Origin of the sequence: Pseudomonas sp. URIL14HWK12:I5, assembly GCF_900176445.1 — a bacterium.
GTDB classification, from domain to species: domain Bacteria; phylum Pseudomonadota; class Gammaproteobacteria; order Pseudomonadales; family Pseudomonadaceae; genus Aquipseudomonas; species Aquipseudomonas monteilii.
Genome location: NZ_FWXQ01000002.1, coordinates 732,244 through 753,648 on the forward strand (window position 1 = coordinate 732,244; position 21,405 = coordinate 753,648).

A 21,405-nucleotide genomic window follows, 5' to 3' on the forward strand; every position below is an offset into this window, starting at 1 on the left:
TCTCCGGTCAGTGCGGGGCGCGGGCAAGGCGGGTTGCGGGTTCATCGAGCTGGCCATCGGCATCGACGACCACGCCGTATTCCAGGGCTGCGCCCTGGGGCGAGACCAGGCCGTTGCGCAAGTCTTGCAGGACTGCGGCAATCGGCCGGCGCAGCGGGTCGCCGTAGCCACCGCCACCGGGGTTGATGTTGATGATCCGCTCACCGGGCTGCAGGGTGAGCATCGGGTTTTGCGTGTAGTGGTCTTCGCTGCCATCGGCGTGGCGGTGGATCAGCCGGCCCAGCTTGGGCTCCAGCAGCGCATTGCGTGCCCCGGCGGCACCGGCGGTGGGCAGTTGCCGGCCTTCACCGAAGCCGACCACGGTCATGGCGTGGTCCAGTGGTTCGATCTCCAGCCGGGTGCCCGAACCACCGCGGAATTCACCAGCGCCGCCACTGTCGGCCATCAGGCTGTAGCGGTGGATGAGCACCGGGTAGGCATGTTCCAGCAGCTCGATGTCGCCACTCATCAGCGCGCCGAAACAGCACAGCGGGCCGCACGCGTGCCAGCCATCCATCACCTTGTTGGCTCCGGCACCGGCAATGATCGAGGCCAGCACCATGGTCACATACTCGCTGTTGCCATTGCGCGGGTCATGGCCGGCGATGTTGATACCGCTGGTATGCCCCCAGGAGGCCGTAACCCGTTGTGGCGAGGCTTGCTCCAGCGCAGTACGCACGGCATCGGCCAGGGTTTCCATCGGCGTGGTGGTGCAGTTGACGTGGGGCGCCGGTTCTTCGGCGTTGCACAGGGTACCCTTGGGCCCGACATCGACCGTGACGCAGCGGTACAGGCCTTCGTTGTAGGGCGGCGCTACCTGAGCGAACATCATCAGCCCCAAGTACACGCCTGACACCGAGTTGCCCTCGTAGGAGTTGATGAAGTAGGGCACTTGTGGCGGGCTGTCGATGCGCACATGGGCCTGGTCACCGCGAATCTGCACATGGGCGGTGATGGCCAGCTCGCCCAGGCCGTGGCCGGCATCTTCGAGCACGGCGGTGCCGCTGTAATCACCGTCCGGCACGTCGCGCAACAGCGCGCGCATGTGCCGGTCGGCCATGTTCTTCAGCTCGGCGATGCAGGCACGCACCTGGGCCACGCCGTACTTGTCGAGCAGCTCCAGCAAGTGCCGCTCGCCCACTTTGCAGGCGCCGTACTGGGCATTGAGGTCGCCTTCCTGATAGGGGCGTGCGCGCATGTTGGTGAGCATGAAGTTGATCACGTCTTCGCGGCGTTTGCCTTTTTCCCACAGCTTGACGGGTGGAATGCGCAGGCCCTCGGCGTAGATCTCCTTGGCATCGGGGTTGTAGCCGGCGGGCACCGGGCCGCCGATGTCGGTCAGGTGGCCCTTGCACACGGTCCAGAACACCAGCTCGCCCTGGTAGTACACCGGTTTGTACATGCAGCAGTCGAGAATATGGCTGCCCTTGTAGGCCGGGTCGTTGTGGTAGATCACATCGCCCTCGGCGATGTTGTCGCCAAAGAATTCGGCCACGCACTTCATGGCCGGGATCAGCGAGCCCAGGTGAATGGGGATGTCCTGGCCCTGCAGGATCATTTCCGGCAGGTGGTCGAACAGCGAGTTGGAATAGTCGTGGGCCAGTTTGAACACACTGGACCGGCCGGTCTTTTCCAGGGTCAGGGTCATTTCGCGTTGCGCTGTTTCCAGCGCACCCCGGACAACCGCAAGGGTGATCGGATCTACTGTCTGCATAGGTCACCAACGTTTGTTCTTGTACTTTGGGTGCGTGCCGCAGCGGGGCGGCGCGTGGTGACAGGCTACGGGGGAGGGTGGGGGGAAGGCTTGTCGCTGGGTGTACTGGATCTTGCGTTTTGGTGCACAAGGGGCGTAAAGGAGGTCTACCGCCCCAGCATCTGCCGTACCAGCCATTGCCCCGCCGGTCCCAACGCCCGTCGGCTCGACCAGGCCACATCCATATCCACCCGGCGCGGGTAACCCGCTAGCTGCAACTCCACCAACTCAGTGCCAAACCGTGCCACCAGCGCCCTCGGCAGCTCGGCCCAGCCAAACCCGCGCACGGCGAACTCCAGCAACGTGAGGTAATCCGGTGCCGACCAAGCCTGACCACGGCCGTGATGCAGGCTGGGGGCATAGGTCTTGATGTACAGCTGCCGGGCGTTTTCGAGGTGTTGCGTTTGCACCTTCCCAAGGCCCGCCAGCGGGTGCCCGCTGGCCACGTACACACCAAACTCCGCCTGTTCGGGCAAGCGGGCAACGGCAACGTCGGCGGGGTAGCCGGGTTGAGTGGCAAGGATGCCGACATGCGCCAGGCCCTGCTGGACCATGTCGATCACATCAGCGTCCTCCGCCGGGCCGCAACGCAGCTCGGTATGCGGGTACTGCTGGGCGAAGCGGGCCATTACCGCGCCCTGGAAGGTGACGCTGTAGCTGTCCGACATCACTACCGACACCAGCGGCTCCACGTTCTCCGCCAGCCGCACCGCCAAGGCATCGAGCTGGGCGCTGGCATCGAGAATGGCCTCCACATGGCTCAGCACCTGTCGACCCGCCTCATTCAGCGTGGGGTGGCGGCCACCCCGGTCGAACAGCGGGCAGCCGATATCCGCCTCGAAATTGGCAATGGCAATGCTGACGGTGGACTGGCTTTTGCGCAATTTGCGCGCCGCTGCGGAAAACGAACCCAGCGACGCGGCTTCGACAAAGGCAACCAGAGCTTCGGGTGAATAGCGCATGGTATTGATAAAACCGATGGTTGCTATGTCGCGAGTATCAGTTTTACCAAAGAAAATGGAAAGCACGACTTACGCAATGGATGGATTTTGCAATGAAAAACGTGTCTTTCACCGAACGCCTGGTTCACGCCGTGGGTTACGAAGTGTTCGCGGTGTTGTTGTGCGCGCCGTTGTTGTCCTGGGTAATGGGCAAATCGCTGGCGACGGCGGGAGCATTGGCAGTCACCCTGTCGGTGATCGCCATGCTGTGGAACATGGTCTACAACGCGCTGGTCGATCGCTGGGTACACACCGAGCGTATCCACTGGAAGGCCAGTGCGCGTTTTGTACACGGTCTGGGCTTCGAGGCCGGGCTGGTGGTGTGGTGCTTGCCGGTGGCGGCATGGATGCTGGATATCTCGCTGCTGCAGGCGTTCATGGTGGAACTGGGCTTCTTCGTGATCATCCTGCCCTACACCGTGCTGTACAACTGGGCCTTCGACAAAGCCCGGCATTTGCTCATGCAGCGTCGCCTTGCATGAGTTACCCGTGCGAGCGTTGGCCAATAAAAACGGGGCATGCCATTGCTGGCATGCCCCGTTTCTCATACCGCTAAAGCGCCTCAGGCGACTTTGACGATCCAGCCTGCCGGTGCTTCAACGTCACCGCTCTGGATACCGGTCAGCTCGTTGTAGAGCTTCTGGGTAACCGGGCCGACCTTTTCCAGGTCGTGGAACACGTGCAGCTTGCCGTTGTACTCGATACCGCCGATCGGGGTGATCACCGCCGCAGTACCGCAAGCGCCGGCTTCAATGAAGCGGTCCAGCTTGTTGATTTCGACATCACCTTCGATCACGGTCAGGCCCAGGCGCGATTGTGCCAGCTCCATCAGCGACAGGCGGGTGATGCCTGGCAGCACCGAGGCCGATTTCGGGGTCACGAACTCGTTGTTGGCGGTGATGCCGAAGAAGTTGGCCGAACCGACTTCTTCGATCTTGGTGTGGGTCAGCGGGTCGAGGTAGATGGCGTCGGCGAAGTTGGCCTTCTTGGCTTCAGCGCCTGGCTGCAGGCTGGCGGCGTAGTTGCCACCGACCTTGGCCGCACCGGTGCCTTGTGGGGCGGCGCGGTCGAAGCTGGAGATCTGGAAGTTGTGCGGCTTCATGCCGCCCTTGAAGTACGAGCCAACCGGGATGGCGAATACCGAGAAGATGAACTCGGGGGCGGTGCGCACGCCAATGTTGTCACCGGTGCCGATCACGAACGGGCGCAGGTAGAGGGCGCCTTTGCCGTGCGGTGGCACGAACTTTTCGTTGGCCTTGACCACTTGCTTGCACGCTTCGATGAACACATCGGTGGGCACGTGCGGCATCAGCAGGCGGGCGCAGCTGCGCTGCATGCGGGCGGCGTTCTGGTCCGGGCGGAACAGGTTGATCGAGCCGTCCTTGCAGCGGTAGGCCTTCAGGCCTTCGAAGCATTGCTGGCCATAGTGCAGGGCAGTGGAGCCTTCACTGATGTGCAGTACGTTGTCTTCGGTCAGGGTGCCTTTGTCCCACTCGCCATTGCGCCATACGGACAGGTAGCGTTTGTCGGTCTTGATGTAGTCGAAACCCAGCTTGTCCCAATTAATGCTTTCGTTGCTCATGACACCCTCATTGTCTTGCAAGTGCCCGATCGCTCGGGCTGCTGTTATATGCGCACCACGCCACCATAATACATCCGTGGCAGATCGGGAACGGCCAGTCACGAATTGATAGCCTGCGATGTATCTTTTGAAGGCGCCATTCAGCGAAATAACCTCAGCGCTGCTTATGCAAGCGCTTTGCCCAGTCGCCGCCGTGGCTCTTGACGCAAGCCTCTTCACTGTCGAAACGCACATGCCAAGCCGGGTGGTCTAGCGGGATGCCGGCCTGCTCCAACGCCTGGCTGGTCAGTGCCAGCATGCGCGCCTTCGCCTGGCCTGCCACGGCAGCGGTTTTGTCGGCCTCTTGCTCGAACACCCATGTAATGCGCAGGCTGCCCGGAAAATCCTCGGGGTCGAGCCGGTGGGTAAGCCAGCTGAAACCGACGATTTCCGCCTTGGTGGTTTCGCAGGCTTCGGTCAGGCACGCCACCAGTTCCCGCTCCAGCCGGGCCATATCGCGCTTGCCCAACGCTTTCAAGGGTTGGCCTCGTCATCGATCTGCTGGCAAAAGCGCAGGCGGTTGCCAAACGGGTCATACACCTGCATCTGCAGGCCCCGGTCCACGCTGAAACCGAGGAAATCGAGGTAGAACGCCTTGGCCTTGTCGACCGAGAAGATGCGCAGTACCGGTATGGCGGGGGCGAGCTGCATGGGGCGTCCTTGACCGTGGATGAAGGCGCCACTGTAACGCACTTGGGTGCCTTGTGGTCAGCCAGCGCTGCGCAACGGTTGACCACCCGCCAACCACTGCGTAGCCTTGCCACTTCGAGGTTCTTCGGCCACGCCGAAGCTAAGACGGGAACGCGGTACAAGCCGCGGCTGCCCCCGCAACTGTAAGCACCGATAACGGATCGACACAGCCACTGCGCCCGCGCGCGGGAAGGCGTCATCCCGCCACCGCCTGCTGTTTGTCAGGCCTATGGAACGGTGCGAGCCAGGAGACCTGCCTCGTCACGTTTTCGACTTTAAACCGGGCGGGGTGATCCGGTGGCGAACAAGCCCGGCCGGCCTGGCCCGTGGCTGTCGTCCTGCATGCCCGCGCCACACTGCCAAGGGCACTGCGACATGAAAACACTGGCCAAGCTCCCCGTCACCATCGTCACCGGCTTCCTCGGCTCGGGCAAGACCACCTTGCTGCGCCACATGCTCGACAACGCCCAGGGCCGTCGCATTGCGGTCATCGTCAACGAATTCGGCGAACTGGGGATCGACGGCGAAATCCTCAAGCAGTGCAGCATCGGCTGCACCGAAGAAGAAGCCAGTGGCCGTGTCTACGAGTTGGCCAACGGCTGCCTGTGCTGCACCGTGCAGGAAGAATTCTTCCCGGTGATGCGCGAGCTGGTGGCACGCCGTGGCGACCTGGACCACATCCTGATCGAAACCAGCGGCCTGGCCCTGCCCAAACCGCTGGTGCAAGCCTTCCAGTGGCCGGAAATCCGCAATGCCTGCACCGTCGATGCGGTCATCACCGTAGTCGACAGCCCGGCCGTGGCGGCCGGTACTTTCGCTGCCTACCCGGACCAGGTCGATGCCCAGCGCAAGCTCGACCCTAACCTGGACCACGAATCGCCCCTGCACGAACTGTTCGCCGACCAGCTGGCCAGCGCCGACCTGGTTGTACTGAACAAGGCTGACCTGATCGACGCCGAAGGCCTGGCCAAGGTCCGTGCCGAAGTGGCCGAAGAGCTTCCGCCAGCCGTCAAGGTGATCGAAGCCAGCAGCGGCAAGCTGCCGCTGGAGGTGCTGCTGGGCGTGGGCGCCGAGTCCGAGGCGCACATCGATGGCCGCCGTACCCACCATGATTCGCACCACGACGGTGACGACCATGATGATCATGACCACGATGCCTTCGACTCCATCTCCATCGACCTGCCAGAAGCCGACGAAAGCCTGTTGCTCGATGCCCTGACCCAGCTGGTGGTGGAGTTCGGCATCCTGCGCGCCAAAGGCTTCGCCGCCATCCCGGGCAAGCCGATGCGCCTGCTGGTGCAAGGCGTGGGTACCCGTTTCGACAAACACTTCGACCGCGCCTGGCGTGCTGACGAGCCGCGCATTACCCGCTTGGTGCTGATTGGCCAGGACCTTGACGCTGCCCAGCTGGAAGCGCGCCTGCGCCAGGCCCTGGGCGCCTGACCCATGCACCTGCTGCGGACCCAGCCCGGCGGCTTCGTGCCGGATGACAGCATTGCCGACCTCGGCCAGACCCCCGCCGAGCTGGTGATTCTCTGCAGCGGCGATTCGCACCTGGCACTGCTCGCCGATACCGCCGAGCAATTGCCAGACGACTTCCCCAGCCTGCGTCTGGCCAACCCGATGCAGGTGCAAAACCACGCGTCGGTCGACCTGTATATCGACCAGGTGCTGCGCCATGCCAAAGTCATCCTGGTGTCGCTGCACGGCGGTGTCGGTTACTGGCGCTATGGCGTCGAGCAACTGGTCGAGCTGGCCGCCCGTGGCGTGCAGCTGATTATGGTGCCGGGCGATGACCGCCCGGACCCGGAGCTGACCTCCCTGGGTACTGTCGGTGGCGAGCAGGCCGAGCGCCTCTGGCACTACTTGCGCCAAGGCGGCAAGGCCAACGCCATCAACCTGTTCAACTGCCTGGCCAGCCAGTGGCTGGGCCGTGACTATGCCTGGGAGGAGCCGCAGCCCTTGCCGCGCACGGCGGTGTATCACCCGGCCAAGGGCAGCACCACGCTGGAAGACTGGTACCCGCATTGGCACCCCGAGCACCCGGTAGCGCCGCTGCTGTTTTATCGCTCGCACTTGCAGGCGGCCAACACCGCATTCATCGACGTGTTCTGCCAGCGCCTGCAGGCTGCCGGGCTGAACCCGTTACCGATCGCGGTGGCCAGCCTCAAGGAAAGCGCCTGCCTGGAGCAGGTCGAAGCCTGGCTGGACGAGGTCGGCGCCGAAGTGCTTGTCAATACCACAGGCTTTGCCCTGTCCAGCCCCGAACGCCCCAACCTGCGCCCGTTCCGCCGCGACATCCCGGTATTGCAGGCCATCTGCGCACAGGACAACCAGCCTGGCTGGGAAGCCAGCGAACAGGGGCTGGGCGCGCGCGATCTGGCCATGCACATTGCCTTGCCTGAGCTGGACGGGCGCATTATCACCCGGCCGGTCAGTTTCAAGGACATGGCCTGGCGCAGCGAGCGCAGCCAGTCCGATGTGGTGTGCTACCGCGCCCACCCCGAACGCATGGACTTCGTTGCCGAGCTGGCCCGCCGCTGGGTTGAACTGGCGCGCCTGCCCAATGCGCAGAAGCGCGTGGCCCTGGTGCTGGCCAACTACCCAACCCGCGATGGTCGCATTGGCAATGGCGTCGGCCTGGACACTCCTGCCGCTGCCTTGAACATTCTCAAGGCACTGCAGGCCGAGGGCTATCCGCTGGCCGAATTGCCGGGCAGCGGCACACAACTGATCCACCAACTGCTTGGCGGCGTAACCAACGACCTCGACCACCTGGACCTGCGCCCCTGCGCCCAAAGTCTGAGCCTGGCCGACTACCAGGCCGCCTTCGAGCGCCTGCCCGACGCCAACCGCCAGGCCGTGCTGGACCGCTGGGGGCCGCCCGAGCAGGACCCGATGTACCGCAGCGGACGGCTGATGGTGGCCGGCCTGCGTTATGGCCTGACCTTTGTCGGCATTCAGCCGGCCCGGGGCTACCAGGTAGACCCGAGCGCGGTCTACCACGACCCCGACCTGGTGCCGCCGCATGGCTACCTGGCGTTTCACTTCTGGCTACGCCATGCCTTTGCGGCCGATGCAGTGATCCACGTCGGCAAGCACGGCAACCTCGAATGGCTGCCCGGCAAGGGCGTCGGCTTGTCGGCGCAGTGCTGGCCAGACGCCTTGCTCGGCCCGCTGCCGAACATCTACCCGTTCATCGTCAATGACCCTGGCGAGGGCGCCCAGGCCAAACGCCGTACCCAGGCGGTGATCATCGACCACCTGATGCCGCCGCTGACCCGCGCCGAGACCTATGGCCCGTTGCGCCACCTGGAACAGCTGGCCGACGAGTTCTATGAAGCGCAGATGCTCGACCCACGGCGTGCCCGCGAGTTGCAGCGCGACATCCTGGAGTTGGTCAAGGCCAACCACATCGACCGCGAGCTGCAGCTGGAAGGGCAGCTGGACGATGCCGCCATATGGCTGCCGCGCCTGGACACCTACCTGTGCGATCTGAAGGAATCGCAGATTCGCGATGGCCTGCACGTGTTCGGCCAGTCGCCCGAAGGCCGCTTGCGGCTGGATACCCTGTTGGCGCTGTTGCGGGTTGAACGGGGCGACGGGCGCGGCGGCAATGCCAGCTTGTTGCGTGCCCTGGCCAAGGCCTTGGTGCCGGGCTTCGATCCGCTCGATTGTGAGCTTGGGCAGCCTTGGCAGGGCGCACGCCCAGCGCAATTGCAGGCCATGAGCAGCGAACCGTGGCGCACCTGTGGAGATACCCGCGAGCGCCTTGAGCTGTTGGCACTTCAGGTGATCGGTCAGGCCTTGGCCGGCACGGTGCCGCTACCCGAGCAGAACGAATGGCAGCCTGTGCACGATGTGGTGCAGGCCTTGCGCGAAGCGGTAGCGCCTAGCCTGGACGCGTGCGGTGCAGCCGAAATGAATGGCCTGCTGGCAGCGCTGGCCGGGCGCTTCGTGCCCGCAGGCCCCAGCGGTGCGCCGAGCCGTGGGCGCCTCGACGTGCTGCCCACCGGCCGCAACTTCTACACCGTGGACGTGCGCAACCTGCCCACTACCACGGCCTGGCGCCTGGGCTTCGCCTCGGCCAACCTGATCCTTGAGCGGCACCTGCAGGACCACGGCGACCACCTGCGCCAGCTCGGCCTGTCGGTGTGGGGCACGGCGACCATGCGCACGGGCGGCGACGACATCGCCCAGGCCATGGCATTGATGGGCGTGCGGCCGGTGTGGGCCACTGGCAGCCAGCGTGTCGACGACTTCGAAATCCTGCCGTTGAGCCTGCTCGACCGCCCTCGGGTGGATGTGACGTTGCGCGTTTCGGGCTTTTTCCGCGATGCCTTCGGTAACCTTATCCGCCTGTTCGATGCGGCGGTGCAGGCCGTCGCTGCGCTGGATGAACCCGACGACCTCAACCCTTTGGCCGCCCGTGTACGCAGCGAGCGTGCCACGCTGCAAGCGCAAGGCGTGGACGCCGAGCAGGCTTCGCGCCAGGCGGGCTGGCGGGTGTTCGGGGCAAAGCCTGGCGCCTACGGCGCCGGAGTGCAGAACGCCATCGACGGGCGCCTGTGGCACAGCCGCGACGACCTGGCCGAGGTGTACCTCAACCACGGCGGTTACGCTTACGGCGCCCGTGACGAAGGCACCCCGGCCCGCGCCCAGTTCGCCCAGCGTCTGGCCAAGGTGCAGGCGGTGCTGCAGAACCAGGACAACCACGAGCACGATTTGCTCGACTCCAACGATTACTACCAGTTTCAGGGCGGCATGCTGGCCGCATCGGAAACCCTGTCCGGTGCTACCGTGGCCAGCTACCACGGCGACCACAGCCAGGCCGACCGGCCGCGCATCCGTACCCTCAAGGAAGAGTTGAACCGGGTTATCCGCGCCCGTGCGCTGAACCCCAAGTGGATCGACGGGGTGAAGCGCCACGGTTACAAAGGCGCCTTCGAGATGGCGGCGACGGTCGACAACCTGTTCGCCTTCGACGCCACCACGCACCTGATCGACGACCATCATTACCAGGGGCTCGCCGATGCCTACGTGCTCGACCCGGCGACCCGCGACTTCATGCGCGAGCACAACCCCGAGGCCCTGCGCGACCTGACCGAGCGCCTGCTGGAGGCCCAGCAGCGCGGGCTGTGGCAGGCACCAGGCGACTACCGAGAGGCCCTTGAGGCGCAATTGCTCGACGGCGAGGAACAGGCTTGAAATGAGTGAACCCGTACAATTTCCGCTGGCCGCGGTGGTCGGTGCCGACGACCTGAAGCTGGCGCTGTGCCTGACGGCCATCGACCCGAAAATCGGCGGTGTGCTGATCGAAGGGCCGCGCGGCATGGCCAAGAGTACGCTGGCCCGTGGCCTGGCCGACCTGCTGGGCGAGGGGCCATTCGTCACCCTGCCGCTGGGTGCCAGCGAGGAACGGCTGGTCGGCACCCTGGACCTGAGCGCGGCGCTGGGGCAGGGCAAGGCGCAGTTCTCCCCGGGCGTGCTGGCCCAGGCTGACGGTGGCGTGCTGTATGTCGATGAGGTCAACCTGCTGCCCGACACCCTGGTCGACCTGTTGCTCGACGTGGCGGCCAGTGGCACCAACCGTATCGAGCGTGACGGCATCTCGCACCGGCACAGTGCCCGTTTCGTACTGATCGGCACCATGAACCCGGAGGAAGGCGAGCTGCGCCCGCAACTGCTCGACCGTTTTGGCCTCAACGTGGCCCTGGAAGGTTCGCCCGAGCCTGAGGCGCGTCAGCAGATCATTCGGCGTCGTCTGGCCTTCGACAGCGACCCGTACGCCTTCTGTGCCCACTGGGCTGCGGCCCAGGCACAGTTGCGCGAACGCTGCCAGGCGGCGCGCCGGGCCTTGACCGGCATAGCGCTGGACGACCAGGCGCTGTCGTGGATCACCGAGCGCTGCTATGCCGCTGGCGTCGACGGCCTGCGCGCCGACCTGGTGTGGCTGCGCGCTGCACGCGCCCACTGCGCCTGGCGCGGGGGGGCGGCTATTGAAGAGGCGGATGTCGACGCGGTGGCCGAGTTCGCCTTGCGCCATCGTCGCCAAGTGGCGCCCCAGGCCCCTGCGCCGTCGGCACCGCCGCAGCCCGATCAGCCGGGTGCCAGTCACCCTGGCGAACAGGGCGGGCAGGGTGACTGGGGGGCGTTGCCGGCGCAGCCGGTGGCCAGCGGTGCCCGCCGCGAGGTGCCGAACTGGGCAAAAAAGCCCTGAGCATTCGCCAGCCACCTGCCAAAGGGGCGGATGCCAGACCTGGCGCGGGCAAGCAGGGCGGGGCCAGCCGTGGCCGGGCACGCAGTGCGGCGACCGGTCGGGTGGCCTGGCTGCCGACTTTGCTCAAGGGGCGGCCACGGTTGCTCCAGGACCTGTGCTGGCAGCAGCGCCAAGCCAGGCCCGCAGAGCTGTGGCTGGTGATTGTCGATGCCTCGGCCTCCACCCGTCGCCATCAGGCGCTGGCGCAAACCAAAGGGCTGCTGGCAGCCCTGTTCGACCAGGCTTACCGCCAGCGCGCCCGGTTGGCCCTGCTCACCGCCAGCGGGCAAACGCCACAATGGCAACGCCACGGCCTGAAGGCCTCGGCGGCCTTGCAGCCCTGGCTGCAAGCCTTGGGTGCCGGTGGCGGTACGCCGCTGATCGCCGCGTTGGAACAGGCTCGGCACTGGCTTCTGGCGCGCCAGCGCGCCCATCCGACTGAAGCCATGCGCTGCCTGGTCTTTACCGACGGTCGCCTGCAGCACTGCAACGCCGTGCAGCCCATGCCTTGTGCAACGTTATTGGTGGATATGGAACTTGCCCCCGTTCGTCTTGGGCGCGCACAGCGTCTGGCTGAGCAACTGCAGGCCGATTACCAGCACTTGCAGCACTTCAAAATCTTGGACTGATTGGCGCGACACTATGTCGCCATAGAAAAAGTTGCCAGAACAGCAACTTTGCATGCAATCAAGTGCGTGACGTTGCACGCACTTGATTGCCGGGCGTTATTACTTCGGCATCGACCACGGTTGCAGGTCGTACCCTTTTTCGCACAGTTCGGCGCGCACTTCCTCGATCAGGCTGGCCCATTGGGCCGGGTCGGAATAGATGCGCGAAGACACTTGTTTGCTGCCGATGCGGGTGCTGGTCCGGTCGATCACTGCCAGGCTCAGTTCACCAGTACCGTTGGGTGCATCCCAGGCTACGCACTGGAAAGGTTCGAAGGCGTGGTCGGCAATCAGCAGTGCTTCGTTGACACGGAGCGGGGCATTCATGGTTCGGTCTCTCTATGGTCCCAAACAGCGAAGTTAAGTCCGCGTTGCTTCAAAGTCGCCTCAATCATCGCGAAGTGCAGCGCGGGGTTATGTGTACTGATGCTCGTTGTCCGGGGGCAAGTCACACAATGGATGTAAAATTTTTTGTCAGGGCCGAATCCGTTCTTGCCTGCGCCGCCATGTGATGTCGATAAAACGCGAAAATTCCCGTGATGCTTTGTAAAAAAATGCGTCGGCAGACAGACGGTACTGGGAACCGTCAACTTCGTTGCTACTGTTAAACGGGCGCCACAACTTGCTGTTTTACTTCATAAAACCAAAAACTGGCGCCAAGGATCGGTTATGCAACAGCTTGCCGCCCAACGCCGTTTGCTTATCGTCGACCCCTGCGACGACTGCCACCGATTGTTACCGGGCCTGCGCAGCGCAGGCTGGGATGTAGACACCTGCGTGCTCGGCGGGGCGCTGGACCACCCTTGTGATGTAGGCCTGCTGCGCTTGCAGGCTTCGCACCTCAGGCACCCTGATGCAGTCAAGGACATGATCAAACGCAGCAATACCGAATGGATTGCCGTGCTCAGTGCCGAACAACTGCGCATGCCTGCCGTCGGCGATTTTGTCTGTGAATGGTTCTTCGACTTCCACACCCTGCCATTCGACGTCTCCCGCGTACAGGTCACCCTTGGCCGGGCGTTCGGCATGGCGCGCTTGCGTGGCAAAGGGGCGGTGAAGGTGGATGAAGCCACCCACGAACTGCTCGGTGAAAGCCGGCCCATCCGTGAGTTGCGCAAGTTGCTGGGCAAACTGGCGCCCACCGAGTCGCCGGTGCTGATCCGAGGCGAAAGCGGTACCGGCAAGGAGCTGGTGGCGCGCACCCTGCACCGCCAGTCGCAACGCAGCGAGCAGCCCTTCGTTGCCATCAACTGCGGGGCTATTCCCGAGCACCTGATCCAGTCCGAACTGTTCGGCCATGAGAAGGGCGCCTTCACCGGTGCGCACCAGCGCAAGGCCGGGCGCATCGAAGCGGCCCATGGGGGCACGTTGTTTCTTGATGAAATCGGTGACTTGCCGTTGGAGTTGCAGGCCAACCTGCTGCGCTTTCTGCAGGAAAAGCACATTGAGCGGGTGGGCGGTAGCCAGCCAATCCCGGTGGATGTGCGTGTGCTGGCCGCCACCCACGTGGACCTGGAACGGGCCATCGAGCAAGGGCGATTTCGCGAAGACCTGTATTACCGCCTGAATGTGTTGCAGGTAGTGACCGCGCCGTTGCGCGACCGGCATGGCGACCTCTCGATGCTGGCCAGCCACTTTGCTCATTTCTACAGCCTGGAAACCGGGCGCCGGCCGCGCTCGTTCAGCGACCATGCCTTGGCGGCGATGGGTCGGCATGACTGGCCGGGCAATGTGCGCGAGCTGGCCAACCGCGTGCGCCGTGGCCTGGTGCTGGCCGAAGGGCGGCAGATCGAGGCGCAGGACCTGGGGCTGCAGCTGCTCGACCAGGAGCAACAGCCGCTGGGTACGCTGGAAGAGTACAAGCACCGGGCCGAGCACCAGGCACTGTGCGACGTGCTGAACCGGCACAGTGACAACCTGAGTGTGGCGGCCAAGGTGCTGGGGATTTCACGGCCGACGTTTTACCGGCTGCTGCACAAGCATCAGATTCGCTGATTGGAACCGAGGATTTTGTTGGCTGGCACCGGCTACGCCGGTGTTCGCGGTTTAAGCCGCTCCTACAGGGATTTTCACCGCTTCGAATGCTGTGATTTCCCTGTGGGAGCGGCTTAAGCCGCGAGGAGGCCCGTACAGATTGATCAATGCGGCCCGCGCGGGATGGTTTTCAGCAGGTCTTCCGGGCTGATGTGCCCCACCACCTGGGCCACCGCGCTGCCTGGGGTCGGCAGGTCGATGATGTGGCTCTTCATCTTGCCGATCACATGCATTTCGCACGGTTTGCAGTCGAACTTCAGGGTCAGCACTTCGTCACCCTGGATCAGCTGCATGGGGGCCACCTTGGTGCGCACGCCGGTCACGCCCTTGGCCTGCTTGGGGCACAGGTTGAAGGAGAAGCGCAGGCAATGCTTGGTGATCATCACCGGCACTTCGCCGTGCTCTTCATGGGCCTCGTAGGCCGCGTCGATCAGTTGCACGCCGTGGCGGTGGTAGAAGTCTCGGGCCTTCTGGTTGTACACGTTGGCCAGGAACGACAGGTGCGACTCGGGGTACACCGGTGGCGGCGTCGTCTCGGCCTTGCGCGCGCCACGCGGGTGCGCCTTGATACGCGCTTCGGTCAGTGCCTCGATGGCTTCGCGGCGCAGGGCCTTGAGCTGCGAGTTTGGGATGAAGTACGCCTGCGGGGCGTCCAGCTGGATGCTGTCGGCGTGGTACATCGTGGTACCCAGCTGGCCGAGCAGGTCATGCAACTGGTCCAGTGCCTGCTGCGGTTTGTTGGCCACGCCGAACGGGCCATCCAGGGCCACCTGCACGCTCACGCCTTCTTCGCTGCTCAGGGTCAGCATCAGGCGCTGCTCGCGCAGTACCGCGTGCCACTCCACGCCAACCCGGCGCTCGGACGAGGTGCGTTGCAGGGCCTGCTGCCAGTTGTGGTCGAGGTTGCGCGACAGCGGGTGGTTGGGCCGCAGCTTGTAGAGGCCCTCAGGCATTTCGTTGGGCTCGACACGGTAGCGGTAGCGCGTGTGGCCGTCTTCCACGAATTCGCCGCGAGGCTCGGCGATGTTGGCACGGAAGCCCACCACTTCGCGCTTGACCAACACGTTGAGGCCGTCGCCGTTGGTCAGCGGTACGTCGGTAACCACTTGCATGTCACGCTTGCCCACCTTTTCCACCACGCCCACCGGCAGGCCGGTGAAGGTTGGCGAGTCGAAGGCGCCGATGTCGACTTTGCGGTCGGTGACGAAGTAGTCGGTACTGCCACGGTGGAAGGTCTTGTCCGGGTCGGGCAGGAAGAAGTGCTCGGTGCGGCCGCTGGATGCACGGGCATAAGCCGGGCGGCCTTCGAGGATGGCGTCGAGCTCTTTGCGGTAGTGGGCCGTGATGTTCTTCACATAACCCATGTCCTTGTAGCGGCCCTCGATCTTGAACGAGCGCACGCCAGCATCGACCAGGTCGGCCAGGTTGGCAGTCTGGTTGTTGTCCTTCATCGACAGCAGGTGTTTTTCGAACGCCACCACGCGGCCTTGGTCATCTTTCAGGGTGTACGGCAGGCGGCAGGCCTGTGAGCAATCGCCCCGGTTGGCGCTGCGGCCGGTTTGCGCGTGGGAAATGTTGCACTGGCCGGAGAAGGCCACGCACAGCGCGCCGTGGATGAAGAACTCGATGGCGGCGTCGGTTTCGGCGGCAATGGCGCGGATCTGCTGCAGGTTCAGCTCACGGGCCAGTACCAGTTGCGAGAAACCGGCCTGGTCGAGAAACTTGGCCCGCTCCAGGGTACGGATGTCGGTCTGCGTACTGGCGTGCAGCTCGATCGGCGGAATGTCCAGCTCCATCACCCCCAGGTCCTGCACGATCAGTGCGTCGACACCGGCGTCGTACAGCTGGTGGATCAGCTTGCGCGCCGGCTCCAGCTCGTTGTCGTGGAGGATGGTGTTGATGGTGGTGAACACGCGTGCGTGGTAGCGATGGGCGAACTCGACCAGTTCGGCGATATCGCTGACTTCGTTGCAGGCGTTATGGCGCGCGCCAAAGCTCGGGCCGCCGATGTAGATGGCATCAGCGCCGTGCAGGATCGCTTCACGGGCGATGGCCACGTCACGGGCAGGGCTGAGCAGTTCCAGGTGATTCTTTGGAAGGGACATGTCGTTATATTTTCGGGCTGTCACGGTTTAGGCGGGCATTGTAGCGGCGAAACGGGCTGGCGGCATCATCGGGGTGCCGGGAGGTGTATTGCTTGTACCGGCCCTATCGCCGGCAAGCCGGCGATAGGGCCCTTACAGGTATATCAGCGCTTGGCGGCCATTGCGGTCACTTCAACGCGCATACCTTCGAACGCCAGGGATGCGACACCCACGGCGGCACGCACCGGCCAGGGCTTGCTGAAGAAACGCTGATACACCTCGTTGAACGCGGCACGGTCGGCCATGTCGGTCAGGTAGATGGTCAGGTGCAGCACGCGGTCCATGCCGCTGCCGGCTTTCTCCAGCGCCACTTTCAGCGCCTGCAGGGTGCATTCGCTTTGTTCGACGATGCCGCCCAGTTCCAGGCTGCCATCGGCGTGGGTCGGGATCTGGGTGGTGACCAGTACGCCGTTGTATTCGGCGACGTCGGACGAAATCGACTCGGCGTCCGGGTCCGGGGTGTAGATGATTTCTGCGTTAGCCATGGTGTCTTGCCTTGCAACGGAAGGAAAGCGGCAAGCCTACGCGAGCAGGGCGGGCGGGTCGAGGGTACCCCGGTGTTTGAAATGCGCGGCGTTCACCGTCAGAATCGCGCCCATTGCAAAACCGGGGGTTTACGGTGAACGAACAGACTTTGTCCAGGCGCCTGGAGCGCGTGGCTGCCCATGTACCACAGGGCGCGCGCCTGGCCGACATTGGCTCGGACCACGGCTACCTGCCGGTCGCCTTGATGCTGCGGGGTGTGATCGAGGCCGGGGTAGCGGGGGAGGTGGCGCAAACGCCGTTCGCCTCGGCCCAGCGCAACGTGCGCAGGAACGGCCTGGAAGACTGCATCACCGTGCGCCTGGCCGATGGCCTGGCCGCAGTGGAGGCAAACGACCGTATTTCGGTGATCAGCATCTGCGGCATGGGGGGCGACACCATGTGCGACATTCTGCAGGCCGGCAAGCAGCGCCTTGCTGGCGTCATGCGCCTGGTGTTGCAGCCCAATGGCGCTGAGCGCGAGCTGCGCGAGTGGCTGGCGGGTAACGGTTACCGTATCGTCAACGAAGAACTGCTGCGCGAAAACCGCTTCGACTACGAAATCATCGTTGCCGAGCCCGGCGAGGCTGCGTACACCGCTGAACAGCTGTACTTCGGCCCGGTGCTGTTGCAGGAGAAAAGCGAGGCATTTCGGGTGAAGTGGCGGCGTATGCTGAAACAGAAGCAGCAAACCCTGGCCAACTTCGAACGTGCCCGCGATGCGGTGCCTCAGGTAAAGATCGACGACTTCAATCGGCAGGTGGGCTGGATCACCCAGGTGCTGGCCTGACTCACTGCTGCGAGCAGTTGCCCATTTCGCGGTAGTCCACTTCGTGTTTCTGGCCTTGATGGTCGACGTACACCATGTGCGCCGTGCCAACCTGGCAGTCGGCGGCATTGCTGGCCGGGGTGATGGAGATCACTTTGGCCACATCCAGCGGCATGCCGTACTCGTAATTGCTGCTCACAGGCTGGTTTTTGGCGCTATCGGCGAAGGCACCGAACGTGCTGAGGGCAGCGGCAACGGCAATTACAGCGATCGAACGTTTCATGACAGGCTCCTTGTGTTCAATGTATGGCTAATGATGTATTCATTGGTGATCCACAATAAATGGGCTAAGTCGTGATAGATTCCTGCCTGTAACGCAAGAATAAGACTGAACAAGGAGCACACTGTCATGGACATGCTGCATGCCATGCGTACCTTCGCCCGTGTGGTGGAATGCGGCAGCTTCGCTGCAGCCGCCAATGCCCTGGACATCTCTGCGGCGCAGGTTTCGCGCATTGTTGCCGAGCTGGAAAACCAGCTGCAGACCCGCCTGCTGCACCGCACCACCCGGCGCCTGCGCATGAGCGAGGCCGGCGAGCGGTTTCTGGAGCGGGCGCGGCAGATCATGCTGCTGACCGAAGAAGCGGTGGGTGAGGCGCGTGGCGCGCACCTCACGCCTCGCGGCCACCTGCGTTTGCATTGCCCGCACGGCCTTGGGCTGTTGCTGATGCCGCTGGTGGCCGGCTACAACGCGTTGTGCCCGGAAGTGGTGATCGAGCTGACGCTGTCCCAGCGCAACCCTGACCCGTTGGCCGAAGGCCATGACGTGGTGATCACCGTGGACGGTGCGCTGCCGGACTCACAGCTGATCGCTGTACCGCTTGGCGATATCTTCAGTATCCCCTGCGCAGCACCCAGCTATCTGGAGCGACATGGCGTGCCTGAACGCCCCGAGGACCTGCATGCGCATCGCTGCCTGCGCATGGCTTATCCCATGTATGAAGGCGACTGGGTATTCCCCCAGGGTGTGGATCAGTGCGTGATCGCACCGCGTGACAATTTTTCCACCAATGTGGCCGATGCCATGCTGGTGGCCAGTGAGCTGGGCATGGGGATCGGCCTGCTGCCGTTCTATACCGCCAGCCAGGCCATCGAGCAGGGGCGCTTGTGCCGGCTGCTGGCGCCGTACCGCCTGCGCGAAAGTGCGCTGTATGCGATGTACCCGTCACGGCATTACCTGGATGCCAAGGTGCGGACCTGGATCGACTACCTCAAGGAGCAACTGCCGGCGCTGTTCGAAGGGCATGCGAAGGTGGTGGATGATGCGCGGTATTGGCGGTAGGCGACTGACGCTTTCTTGAGCCACTCGCCAATCCTGTGGGAGCGGGCGTGCCCGCGAACACCGGCGAAGCCGGTGCCATCCACCGCATCGCCTGCTTCGCGGGCACGCCCGCTCCCACAAAGGGCCTGTTGCAGTTGAATTACAGGGGATAGTGCTTCAACTCCCGCGCAATCAGCATGCGCTGAATCTCGCTCGACCCTTCATAAATCTGCGTAATCCGCGCATCCCGGTAGTAGCGCTCCACCGGGTAGTCCTCCAGGTAGCCATACCCACCATGCACCTGGATCGCCATCGAGCACACCCGCTCGGCCATTTCGGACGCGAACAGCTTGGCCTGTGATGCCTCCGACAGGCACGGCTTGCCGGCGCTGCGCAGGCGGGCGGCATGCAGGATCAGCAAGCGTGCGGCGTTCACCTGCACCTGCATGTCGGCCAGCAGGTTGGCGATGCTCTGGTGTTCGTTGATCGGCTTGCCGAACTGCACGCGGTCACGTGAGTACACCAGTGCCGCTTCGAACGCGGCGCGGGCGATGCCCAAGGCCTGGGCGGCGATACCGATACGGCCGCCTTCCAGGTTGGACAGGGCGATGGCCAGGCCCTTGCCACGCTCGCCCAGGATATTGGCGGCAGGAATGCGACAGTTGTCGAAGGTAACTGCGCAGGTATCCGAGGCACGGATGCCCATCTTGTGCTCGCTGCGGTCAACCTTGAACCCCGGGTTGTCGGTGGGCACCAGGAACGCCGACAAACCTTTCTTGCCCAGCTCCGGGTCGGTGACTGCGAAGACGATGGCCAGGCCGGCGCGGCGGGCATTGCTGACGAACTGTTTGGCGCCATTGATGACCCACTCGCCATCGACCAGCTCGGCGCGAGTGCGCAGGTTGTGTGCCTCGGAACCTGCTTGCGGTTCGGTCAGGCAGAAGCAGCCGATCACTTCGCCACTGGCCAGGCGGGGCAGCCATTGCTGTTGCTGGTCGGCAGTACCGTAAGCCAGCAGCGGGCCGCAGCCTACCGAGTTATGAATGCTCATCATCGCCCCGGTGGCGCCGCAGCCTGCGGCAATTTCTTCCACGGCCAGGGCGTAGGCCACGTAGTCGGTGTAACTGCCACCGAAGTCCTCTGGCACCACCATGCCCAGCAGGCCCAGTTCGCCCATTTTGCGCACCACGCCATCATCGATCCAGCCGGCCTTTTCCCAGGCCTGGGCATGCGGGGCGATCTCGCCACGGGCAAAGTCCCGGGCCATGTCGCGGATCATGATTTGTTCTTCGCTCAGTTCCAGGTCTTGCATCTGTGTACTCCCGGGCTCACAGGCCTTCGAAGAATTGGTCGACCCGCTGTTGCTGCAGCGCGGCCAGGGTCGGCGGGTTCCAGCGGGGCTGCTTGTCCTTGTCGATGATCAGCGCGCGCACGCCTTCAATGATGTCGCCGTGCCGGAACCACTGACGGTCCAGGTGCAGTTCCATGGCGAAGCAGTCGTCCAGGCCCAGGTGGCGGCCACGGCGCAGCATCTCCAGCGTAACCGCCATGGCCAGCGGCGAGCGGCTTTCCAGCTGGTCGGCAGTGGCGACGGCCCAGGCATGGCTGTCGGCGATGCTGACGGCACGCAGCTGCTCGACGATGGCCTGCACGGTAGGCTGGGCGAAGAAGTGGTCGATGGCCGGGCGCAGTTTTTCCAGTGGCGCATCGTCTAGCACCTGCGTGCCCAGCCTGGCCAGCAGGTTTTGCAGGTCCTTGAGCGGGTTGTCGCCAAAGCTCAGCTGGTCCAGGCCTTGGTCAAGGGCGGCGAGTTGGTCGCTGGCCAGGTACCAGTCGGCCAGGCCGCAGTACAACGCGTCGGCCGCCTGGATTTGTGCGCCGCTGACGCCCAGGTAGGTGCCCAGCTCGCCAGGGATACGCGACAGGAAGTAGCTGCCACCCACATCCGGGAAATAACCGATGCCGACTTCGGGCATGCCCAGACGGCTGCGCTCGGTAACCACGCGCAGGTCGCAGCCCTGGGCCAGGCCCATGCCGCCACCCAGGGTAAACCCGTCCATCAGCACCAGCACCGGCTTGCGGTAGCGGTGGATGACCAGGTCGAGGGCGTATTCTTCGACGAAGAAGGTTTCATGCAGCGTGTCGCCAGCTTTGAAGCTGTCGTGCAGCGAGCGGATGTCACCACCGGCACAGAAGCCCTTTGGGCCTTCGCCGCGCAGCACCACCGCGCGCACGTGCGGGTCTTCGGCCCACTGGTCCAGGTGCTGGCGCAGGCTACGGACCATATCCAGGGTCAGGGCATTGAGGCCGGCGGGGCGGTTCAGAGTCAGGTGGCCGATCTGGTTACGGACCTCGGCCAGTACATGCTCGGTTACCGAGGCTTGAGCGTGCGCAGTCATTGCGTTCTCCCTGCTTTGTTATTGATTTTCCAAGTGAAGTCTGGAGTTCGCTGGAGGATCGCAGGATCCTGTCATGCGAATTTGCCTTGCACAATCGACAATTATGCAGGGGCATCGTGCATTTTTGCTGCTAGCCAGTCCCCCAGCCAGGCAAATCATTAATCTGAGCGTAACAAACCCGCCGT

19 protein-coding genes and 1 riboswitch are annotated in these 21,405 nt (G+C 64.0%); of the genes, 8 read left to right on the forward strand and 11 right to left on the reverse strand.

Annotated elements, in window-relative coordinates; all coding sequences use genetic code 11:
* Window positions 1-7: 7 nt before the first annotated feature.
* Together B9A31_RS08020 and B9A31_RS08025 are read right to left on the reverse strand one after the other, a co-directional pair.
* On the reverse strand, window positions 8-1,753 hold the full coding sequence (locus B9A31_RS08020) for a caprolactamase subunit beta (protein WP_084296861.1): 1,746 nt from the start codon (window positions 1,751-1,753) through the stop codon (window positions 8-10).
* A gap of 146 nt (window positions 1,754-1,899) precedes the next feature.
* A complete protein-coding gene (locus B9A31_RS08025; protein ID WP_025752524.1) occupies window positions 1,900-2,754 on the reverse strand; it encodes a LysR family transcriptional regulator in 855 nt (284 codons plus the stop codon).
* Window positions 2,755-2,846: 92 nt separating this feature from the next.
* Here B9A31_RS08025 and B9A31_RS08030 point away from each other — a divergent pair, with 92 nt between their 5' ends.
* On the forward strand, window positions 2,847-3,275 hold the full coding sequence (locus B9A31_RS08030) for a multidrug/biocide efflux PACE transporter (RefSeq protein ID WP_027608927.1): 429 nt from the start codon (window positions 2,847-2,849) through the stop codon (window positions 3,273-3,275).
* Between the two features lie 80 nt (window positions 3,276-3,355).
* Here the strand turns inward: B9A31_RS08030 and B9A31_RS08035 are convergent, their stop codons facing one another.
* From B9A31_RS08035 to B9A31_RS27270, 3 genes are all read right to left on the reverse strand, one after another.
* Entirely contained in the window at window positions 3,356-4,375 is a 1,020-nt protein-coding gene (locus B9A31_RS08035; protein WP_012272061.1) for a branched-chain amino acid aminotransferase, read from the reverse strand.
* 154 nt (window positions 4,376-4,529) lie between these two features.
* Window positions 4,530-4,892 (reverse strand): hypothetical protein, encoded by a 363-nt coding sequence (locus tag B9A31_RS08040; protein WP_084296862.1) that lies wholly within the window; start codon window positions 4,890-4,892, stop codon window positions 4,530-4,532.
* Window positions 4,889-5,065 carry a glyoxalase superfamily protein gene (locus B9A31_RS27270; protein WP_019096281.1) on the reverse strand — a complete coding sequence of 59 codons (177 nt, stop codon included), beginning with the start codon at window positions 5,063-5,065 and terminating at the stop codon, window positions 4,889-4,891. The genes B9A31_RS08040 and B9A31_RS27270 overlap by 4 nt, the downstream gene beginning before the upstream one ends.
* Window positions 5,066-5,165: 100 nt before the next feature.
* Window positions 5,166-5,380: riboswitch (cobalamin riboswitch) on the forward strand.
* 99 nt (window positions 5,381-5,479) lie between these two features.
* Here B9A31_RS27270 and cobW point away from each other — a divergent pair.
* The 4 genes from cobW to B9A31_RS08060 all read left to right on the forward strand — a co-directional run bounded on the left by cobW (window position 5,480) and on the right by B9A31_RS08060 (window position 11,992).
* Window positions 5,480-6,547, forward strand: coding sequence for a cobalamin biosynthesis protein CobW (gene cobW, locus B9A31_RS08045; RefSeq protein ID WP_003247913.1), 1,068 nt, complete (start codon window positions 5,480-5,482; stop codon window positions 6,545-6,547).
* Window positions 6,548-6,550: 3 nt separating this feature from the next.
* On the forward strand, window positions 6,551-10,312 hold the full coding sequence (gene cobN, locus B9A31_RS08050) for a cobaltochelatase subunit CobN (RefSeq protein ID WP_025752506.1): 3,762 nt from the start codon (window positions 6,551-6,553) through the stop codon (window positions 10,310-10,312).
* A gap of 1 nt (window position 10,313) precedes the next feature.
* Window positions 10,314-11,324: an ATP-binding protein gene (locus B9A31_RS08055; protein ID WP_025752504.1), complete on the forward strand. Its 1,011-nt coding sequence runs from the start codon at window positions 10,314-10,316 to the stop codon at window positions 11,322-11,324.
* Window positions 11,325-11,425: 101 nt separating this feature from the next.
* On the forward strand, window positions 11,426-11,992 hold the full coding sequence (locus B9A31_RS08060; protein WP_026020434.1) for a vWA domain-containing protein: 567 nt from the start codon (window positions 11,426-11,428) through the stop codon (window positions 11,990-11,992).
* 99 nt (window positions 11,993-12,091) lie between these two features.
* On the opposite strand, the gene B9A31_RS08065 is transcribed toward B9A31_RS08060, so the two are convergent.
* Entirely contained in the window at window positions 12,092-12,358 is a 267-nt protein-coding gene (locus B9A31_RS08065; RefSeq protein WP_013972506.1) for a hypothetical protein, read from the reverse strand.
* Window positions 12,359-12,700: 342 nt separating this feature from the next.
* Here B9A31_RS08065 and B9A31_RS08070 point away from each other — a divergent pair, with 342 nt between their 5' ends.
* On the forward strand, window positions 12,701-14,026 hold the full coding sequence (locus B9A31_RS08070; RefSeq protein ID WP_019098527.1) for a sigma-54 dependent transcriptional regulator: 1,326 nt from the start codon (window positions 12,701-12,703) through the stop codon (window positions 14,024-14,026).
* A 143-nt stretch (window positions 14,027-14,169) separates the two neighbouring features.
* On the opposite strand, the gene B9A31_RS08075 is transcribed toward B9A31_RS08070, so the two are convergent.
* Window positions 14,170-16,170 carry a peptidase U32 family protein gene (locus tag B9A31_RS08075; RefSeq protein WP_019098526.1) on the reverse strand — a complete coding sequence of 667 codons (2,001 nt, stop codon included), beginning with the start codon at window positions 16,168-16,170 and terminating at the stop codon, window positions 14,170-14,172.
* A 143-nt stretch (window positions 16,171-16,313) separates the two neighbouring features.
* On the reverse strand, window positions 16,314-16,694 hold the full coding sequence (locus B9A31_RS08080) for a RidA family protein (protein WP_019098525.1): 381 nt from the start codon (window positions 16,692-16,694) through the stop codon (window positions 16,314-16,316).
* Window positions 16,695-16,828: 134 nt separating this feature from the next.
* Here B9A31_RS08080 and B9A31_RS08085 point away from each other — a divergent pair, with 134 nt between their 5' ends.
* On the forward strand, window positions 16,829-17,521 hold the full coding sequence (locus B9A31_RS08085; RefSeq protein WP_025752497.1) for a tRNA (adenine(22)-N(1))-methyltransferase: 693 nt from the start codon (window positions 16,829-16,831) through the stop codon (window positions 17,519-17,521).
* 1 nt (window position 17,522) lies between these two features.
* On the opposite strand, the gene B9A31_RS08090 is transcribed toward B9A31_RS08085, so the two are convergent.
* Complete coding sequence (locus B9A31_RS08090) at window positions 17,523-17,783, reverse strand: DUF2790 domain-containing protein (protein ID WP_016713939.1); 261 nt, start codon at window positions 17,781-17,783, stop codon at window positions 17,523-17,525.
* A 126-nt stretch (window positions 17,784-17,909) separates the two neighbouring features.
* On the opposite strand from B9A31_RS08090, the gene B9A31_RS08095 reads away from it, so the two are divergent.
* Window positions 17,910-18,842: a LysR family transcriptional regulator gene (locus tag B9A31_RS08095; protein WP_016713940.1), complete on the forward strand. Its 933-nt coding sequence runs from the start codon at window positions 17,910-17,912 to the stop codon at window positions 18,840-18,842.
* Window positions 18,843-18,981: 139 nt separating this feature from the next.
* On the opposite strand, the gene B9A31_RS08105 is transcribed toward B9A31_RS08095, so the two are convergent.
* Window positions 18,982-20,133, reverse strand: a complete 1,152-nt coding sequence (locus tag B9A31_RS08105; protein WP_019098524.1) for an acyl-CoA dehydrogenase family protein — start codon at window positions 20,131-20,133, stop codon at window positions 18,982-18,984.
* Window positions 20,134-20,149: 16 nt separating this feature from the next.
* Window positions 20,150-21,220 (reverse strand): enoyl-CoA hydratase/isomerase family protein, encoded by a 1,071-nt coding sequence (locus B9A31_RS08110; protein ID WP_019098523.1) that lies wholly within the window; start codon window positions 21,218-21,220, stop codon window positions 20,150-20,152.
* Window positions 21,221-21,405 lie beyond the last annotated feature (185 nt).